Source organism: Photobacterium sp. SP02 (assembly GCF_038519165.1).
Classification (GTDB): domain Bacteria; phylum Pseudomonadota; class Gammaproteobacteria; order Enterobacterales; family Vibrionaceae; genus Photobacterium; species Photobacterium halotolerans.
Genome location: NZ_JASJOJ010000112.1, coordinates 1 through 5,617, shown reverse-complemented (window position 1 = coordinate 5,617; position 5,617 = coordinate 1). Strand labels below are relative to the sequence as shown.

The following is a 5,617-nucleotide window of genomic DNA, read 5'->3' as shown; positions in this document are numbered from 1 at the left end:
TATGGTCTGGCTTTAATCCTAAACACCAGGTTCAGCAAAAGCTGCTCGCCCTGCTGTTTACCGGTCATCCCATCCGGGATATCTGCCGGCGACTCGGTATGAATCCGAAAACGTTCTACGACCAGCTGAACCACATTGCCAGCCGCTGCCGTCGGCAACTTTCGGTTTTTGATGCCCGTTTGTTACAACACAGATCACAGCTGGCGCTGGCCTGTACACTCAGCCCGCTTCAGCCACATGCGGCTAATGGCGTTTACTGGATTGCCAGTTGCGAAGCCAATTCCGGCTATGTCCTCAGCCAGCACATTAACTATCACCCGGAACAGGCAGGCACACCCGATACGCTGCACGACCCTTACAGCCCCAATGCCCGCTTCCTTGCCAGACAGGAAAATAGCGCACCGGCAGCAGCGCAGGCTGCCCCTCAGGGTTTGCTGGCGAAAGTCGATGCAAAATACCGCGAAGTGTTATCGAGACCGCACCTGGAAGATCCAAGCAGTGACCAGAACATTGAGCATTTCCCGGCCAAAGGTAATCTGATCAGGCCTCAGTATGCGGTGTACGCGCATTTTTTACAGCTCAATGAACAAATGAGTGATGACACTCAGCTCATGCTGTTCATGCCGCAAGAACCTCTGTTGCGTTCAGCGTGTCTGTCTGTGTTTCTGAACAGAATTCGCTCCGGCACGATTGAACCTGTCTATGTAGAAGAAGATCCGGATTGGCCGCAGGGCAATGCCGCAGGACGTATCGACATCGTGTTACTGGGATGGTGGCGCGACCGATGGGCATTTACCCGGTTTGATCAGGTCGGCAAAGGCATCTGCCATTTAGGCGGCGAAAAAGACAATGAAGCCAGATGGCTGCAACTGGCAACTCACCGCGAAGTGGATGAGTATCAGCAGCGATTTTATCAGCAATTTGCGCAGTTGGTTGATGAACCCAGAAGAAAAGCCAGGCCTGGCGGATTACTACCTCTGCTGGATATTTACCGCGCCTGGCATAACCTGTGCCGACAAGATCGCAATGGCTTAACACCCGCTCAGCAATTGGGCATTATGAGCTCGCCGTTAACCTTAGAGCAGTTGCTTAATTAATTCAGCAACCTTGTTTTGTGTTTAAACGGCTTAACAGACCACGCCAAAAAGTCATTTTTGTTAGCTCAGCGTCACTCACCCATCACACTTTGGCATATAATCTTCAGTGCGTAATCTTTATTGATAAGTTACACAAAATTCTGAGGTGATGTGGTGATACGGATAGTCCCCAATCGAATCAAGCCCATTTTGCTGGTGAGTATGCTAGCGGTCGGCATTCTTCCTGCTTATATCTATGGCTGGATCAGCAGTGAAAAACTCAATGAGGTCGCGCTGGACAGAATTGCAGATGGCATTAATGCCCGCAATAATATCGTGGCCCAGAGCCTGGATCAGACACACACTCTGCGACTGAAAAACCTGGATTTATTAAGTCACTCCCCTATTTTTTCCCGCCCGCCTGAACAAATTGGCCAGTTTTTTCATAATTTCGGGCAAACCGACCCTTCCTTTGCGGCTATGCATCAGGTCCGTGAACAAGGCGGTCATTATTCTCTCAATGCAAGCTCAGATGCAGGGTTAACCATTAATAATATTGATACCCCGAATTTAGAAGACATCGACAAAGCGCTGACCAAGAATAATACCTACATCTCCCGTCCCCAGATCAAAAAGGGAGAAGCCACTGTCTTTCTGGCCAAAAGAATCAAACAACAGCCTGATGGTTTCCTGCTGATTGAATACAAAATGGATGACATCAAACAGCAACTGGAACAATTAGGCAATGAAGTCGCCCCAGGCGACAATGTGTATCTGACCGATATTGACGGCAAGTTGCTACTCAGCAGTCGTGCCACTGAACAGTCCCTGCACCATTTCAGGCAATTCTACCAAGCCAATTTAGTCGCAGGTTCAGGGTCAATGTCCTCCTTCGCACCGTTCATATCCGGCATCAATAATTACCACGATGATGATGGCGAAGCGATGATCGCAGCGGTGGTCCCCTCGCAGATCAAAGACGCAGAAGGCATGCCGGTCTGGTTATTGATCACTGTGACCTCACAGAACAGCGCCATCAGTGTGATTGATGAATTACACCATTTCTTCCTGCTGGCACTGGCAATGATCAGCGTGTTCATCCTTTTACTTGCCATCGCACTGACGAAGCGAATTACCGGCCCGATTGCCAAACTGACTCGCTTCGCCTCCCAGTTCCGTTTAGGGGATTATCAGTCCAACCCCTCCTTTGAAGGCCCGTATGAATTTCAGTTGCTCAATGACGCCCTTAATCAGGGAGCCGATAAAATTTCAGCTGATACGAAGCGCCTCAATCAGGCGCTGGAAAAAGCCAAAGCGGCAGATAAAGCCAAGTCAGCCTTTCTGGCTAACTTGTCCCATGAAATACGCACCCCCATGAACGGAATGCTGGGGTTGTCGCAACTGTTACTGAAAACCAAATTAACCGCAGAGCAAAAGCACCACCTCAACACCCTGCTCGATTCGGGTAAGCACATGATGTCATTGCTGAACGATATTCTGGATTTCTCTAAAATAGAGCAAGGCAAGCTGAAACTGGATAAAACCCATTTCTGCTTTACTGATCTGATCGGCACCATTGAAAGCACCTATTACTCGTTAGCGAAGGAAAAAGGCCTGGCTTTCAATATTGATTGTGGCTTTGATCAGGAAACCTGGTTCTACGCCGACAAATCCCGTATTCGGCAGATCCTGTTTAACCTGACCAGTAATGCCATAAAATTCACAGACAAAGGCCATGTCAGAGTGCGTATGAGACGGGCACTGCTCACCGGAGGGCAACAACAGCAGTTGACGATTGTGGCCGAAGATACAGGCATTGGTATAGCGCCGGAGCGAACGGCTCTCATCTTTGATCCATTTGCTCAGGCCGAAGTCTCTACCAGCCGGCGTTATGGCGGCACCGGCCTTGGGTTAAGTATCGTCAAACAGCTGGCAGAATTAATGGACGGCAATGTCGAGCTCACCAGCGAGCCTGGCGTTGGGACATCTGTTACCGTCAACCTCTGTCTTGATACGGGGATCCCTCAGGAAGAGTTCATCGAAAACATCGAGATCGACAAAGAGGCCTTTGCCGGTCTTCACGTACTGGTTGTTGAAGATAACCACCTCAACGTCCTGATCATGGAAAGTTTTCTTAAACAGTGGGGATTTCATACCCACACCGCGGAAAACGGTCTGCAAGCATTAGACATGATGCAGCGCCAACCCTACGATTTGATCCTGATGGATAATCACATGCCGGTGATGGACGGCCTGGAATCGACCCGGCGAATTCGTTCCCTGCCCGAACCTTACTGCATTGTCCCGATTTTCGCTTGCACCGCAGATGCGTTTGAGGAAACACAGAAGAATATGCTGGATGCCGGGGTCGACTGTGTTATCACCAAACCGCTCGACGAACGAAAATTACTGGATGCACTTCAACGCTTTCGCCACCGTATCGACTACATGGCCTATCTGCGACGCCAAACGTTCAAACAGCCTGATTTTCGGGATCAGCCTGTTCTGAACGACACTTTATCGTCTCTTAACCAAGCCGAGTTACCGTCAAGTCATACAGCATTCGATTTAAATCAGATCACTCAAATAGACACCGAAGAACTGCTGGAAATGCTTGATCAGGACAAGGATATGATTGCGTACTTTCTCGCCATTTTCGCAGATGATCACCATGACTACGGCCAGAAGATCCGCCATGCCATCCAGGAAAACGATTTGGAGCAAGCGATGTTACTCAGTCATACCCTGAAAGGGGCTTCCGCCAGTCTTTGTGCAAAGCAGCTCAGCCACAGCGCCAGGATAGTCGAGATGCAACTGAAAGCTGCGCAGATCCCCTCGGAGTCAGAGCTCGATGCGGTTTCACAAGCCCTATCAGCGCTTTGTGACGAAATTCGCCGTCAGCAACAAACTGTCGATATTGGCTAATTCCTTCAGGCTGATCAAACCTTACGAACTCAGCCTGGATGATCGCCATGACGCACTTTTCAACATTCGCTTTATCCCTGGCAAAGTGACCAAAAGAATGTTTGACAAAACCGCTCGAATTGGGCTTCGCGATTGACATCGACACAGAAAAATTTAATTATCGGGACATCAAATATTTTGCTTCGATCCATATGTTCAGAGCATCGGACATGGCTTCAAAAGAACAGTCAACAGGCCAAACTTAACGTTTGCACAAACACAGCAAAGGACAAGAGATATGAGCACCAAACTGGAACAGCTGCGCGCACTTACTACTGTTGTTGCCGATACCGGCGACATCGAAGCGATTAAGAAATACCAACCGCAAGATGCCACCACCAACCCTTCCCTGATCCTGAAAGCCGCAGAGATTGAACAGTACGCACCGCTCATCGACGATGCGATTGCTTATGCCAAAGCGCAAAGCAGCGATAAAGCCCAGCAAATCGAAGACGCCGGTGACAAGCTGGCGGTCAACATCGGCAAAGAAATCCTCAATGTGGTACCGGGCCGTATCTCCACTGAAGTGGATGCACGCCTGTCATACGACACCGACGCCAGCGTGGCCAAAGCCCGCAAGCTGATCAAAATGTACAACGATGCCGGCATCAGCAACGACCGCATCCTGATCAAACTGGCGTCGACCTGGGAAGGGATCCGCGCGGCTGAGATTCTGGAAAAAGAAGGCATCAACTGTAACCTGACTCTGCTGTTCTCGTTCGCCCAGGCCCGTGCCTGTGCTGAAGCCGGTGTGTTCCTGATCTCGCCGTTCGTCGGCCGCATCATGGACTGGTACAAAGCCAAAGAAGGCCGTGACTTCGACGCTGCTGAAGATCCGGGCGTGCTGTCAGTCACGGCTATCTACAACTACTACAAAGCCCTGGGCTACAACACTGTGGTGATGGGCGCGAGCTTCCGTAACACCGGGGAGATCCTGGAGCTGGCCGGCTGTGACCGCCTGACCATCAGCCCACAGTTGCTGCAGGAGCTGTCTGAAGCACAAGGTGACGTGGTTCAGAAACTCTCTGCTGACGTGGCATCTGAAGAGCGTCCGGCACCGATGACACACGCGGAGTTCCTGTGGGATCACAACCAGGATCCAATGGCGATTGAGAAGCTGGCGGAAGGGATCCGTAACTTCGCGATCGACCAGGGTAAACTGGAAACCATGATCGAAGCGCGTCTGTAATCCCGTTTCAATTTGAGAGCAGCACCTGAGCTGCTCTCACTCGTTTATGACCAACCTGTATTGAGTAAGAAGAACTAATTATGGATCGTAAAGTATTAGCGAATGCTATCCGTGCCCTGAGCATGGACGGTGTCCAACAGGCCAACTCTGGCCACCCAGGCGCCCCGATGGGGATGGCGGACATCGCGGAAGTGCTGTGGCGCGACCACCTGAATCACAACCCGCAAAACCCGAACTGGGCCGACCGCGACCGCTTCGTGCTGTCCAACGGCCACGGCTCTATGCTGATTTACTCCCTGCTGCACCTGAGCGGTTACGAGCTGACAATTGACGATCTGAAAAACTTCCGTCAGCTGCACTCGAAAACCCCGGGTCACCCTGAGTACGG

Annotated in this window: 3 protein-coding genes and 1 pseudogene; all 4 read left to right on the top strand. The window is 50.8% G+C overall.

Annotated features, from left to right (window positions below):
* A partial coding sequence (locus P0Y67_RS22140) for a lactate dehydrogenase (RefSeq protein WP_342393620.1) occupies positions 1-1,097 on the top strand: 1,097 nt, incomplete at its 5' end.
* A gap of 153 nt (positions 1,098-1,250) precedes the next feature.
* Positions 1,251-4,001: an ATP-binding protein gene (locus tag P0Y67_RS22135; protein WP_342393619.1), complete on the top strand. Its 2,751-nt coding sequence runs from the start codon at positions 1,251-1,253 to the stop codon at positions 3,999-4,001.
* A gap of 277 nt (positions 4,002-4,278) precedes the next feature.
* Positions 4,279-5,229, top strand: coding sequence for a transaldolase (tal, locus tag P0Y67_RS22130; RefSeq protein ID WP_342393618.1), 951 nt, complete (start codon positions 4,279-4,281; stop codon positions 5,227-5,229).
* An 80-nt stretch (positions 5,230-5,309) separates the two neighbouring features.
* A pseudogene (locus P0Y67_RS22125) lies at positions 5,310-5,617 on the top strand (transketolase); the annotation flags it as partial.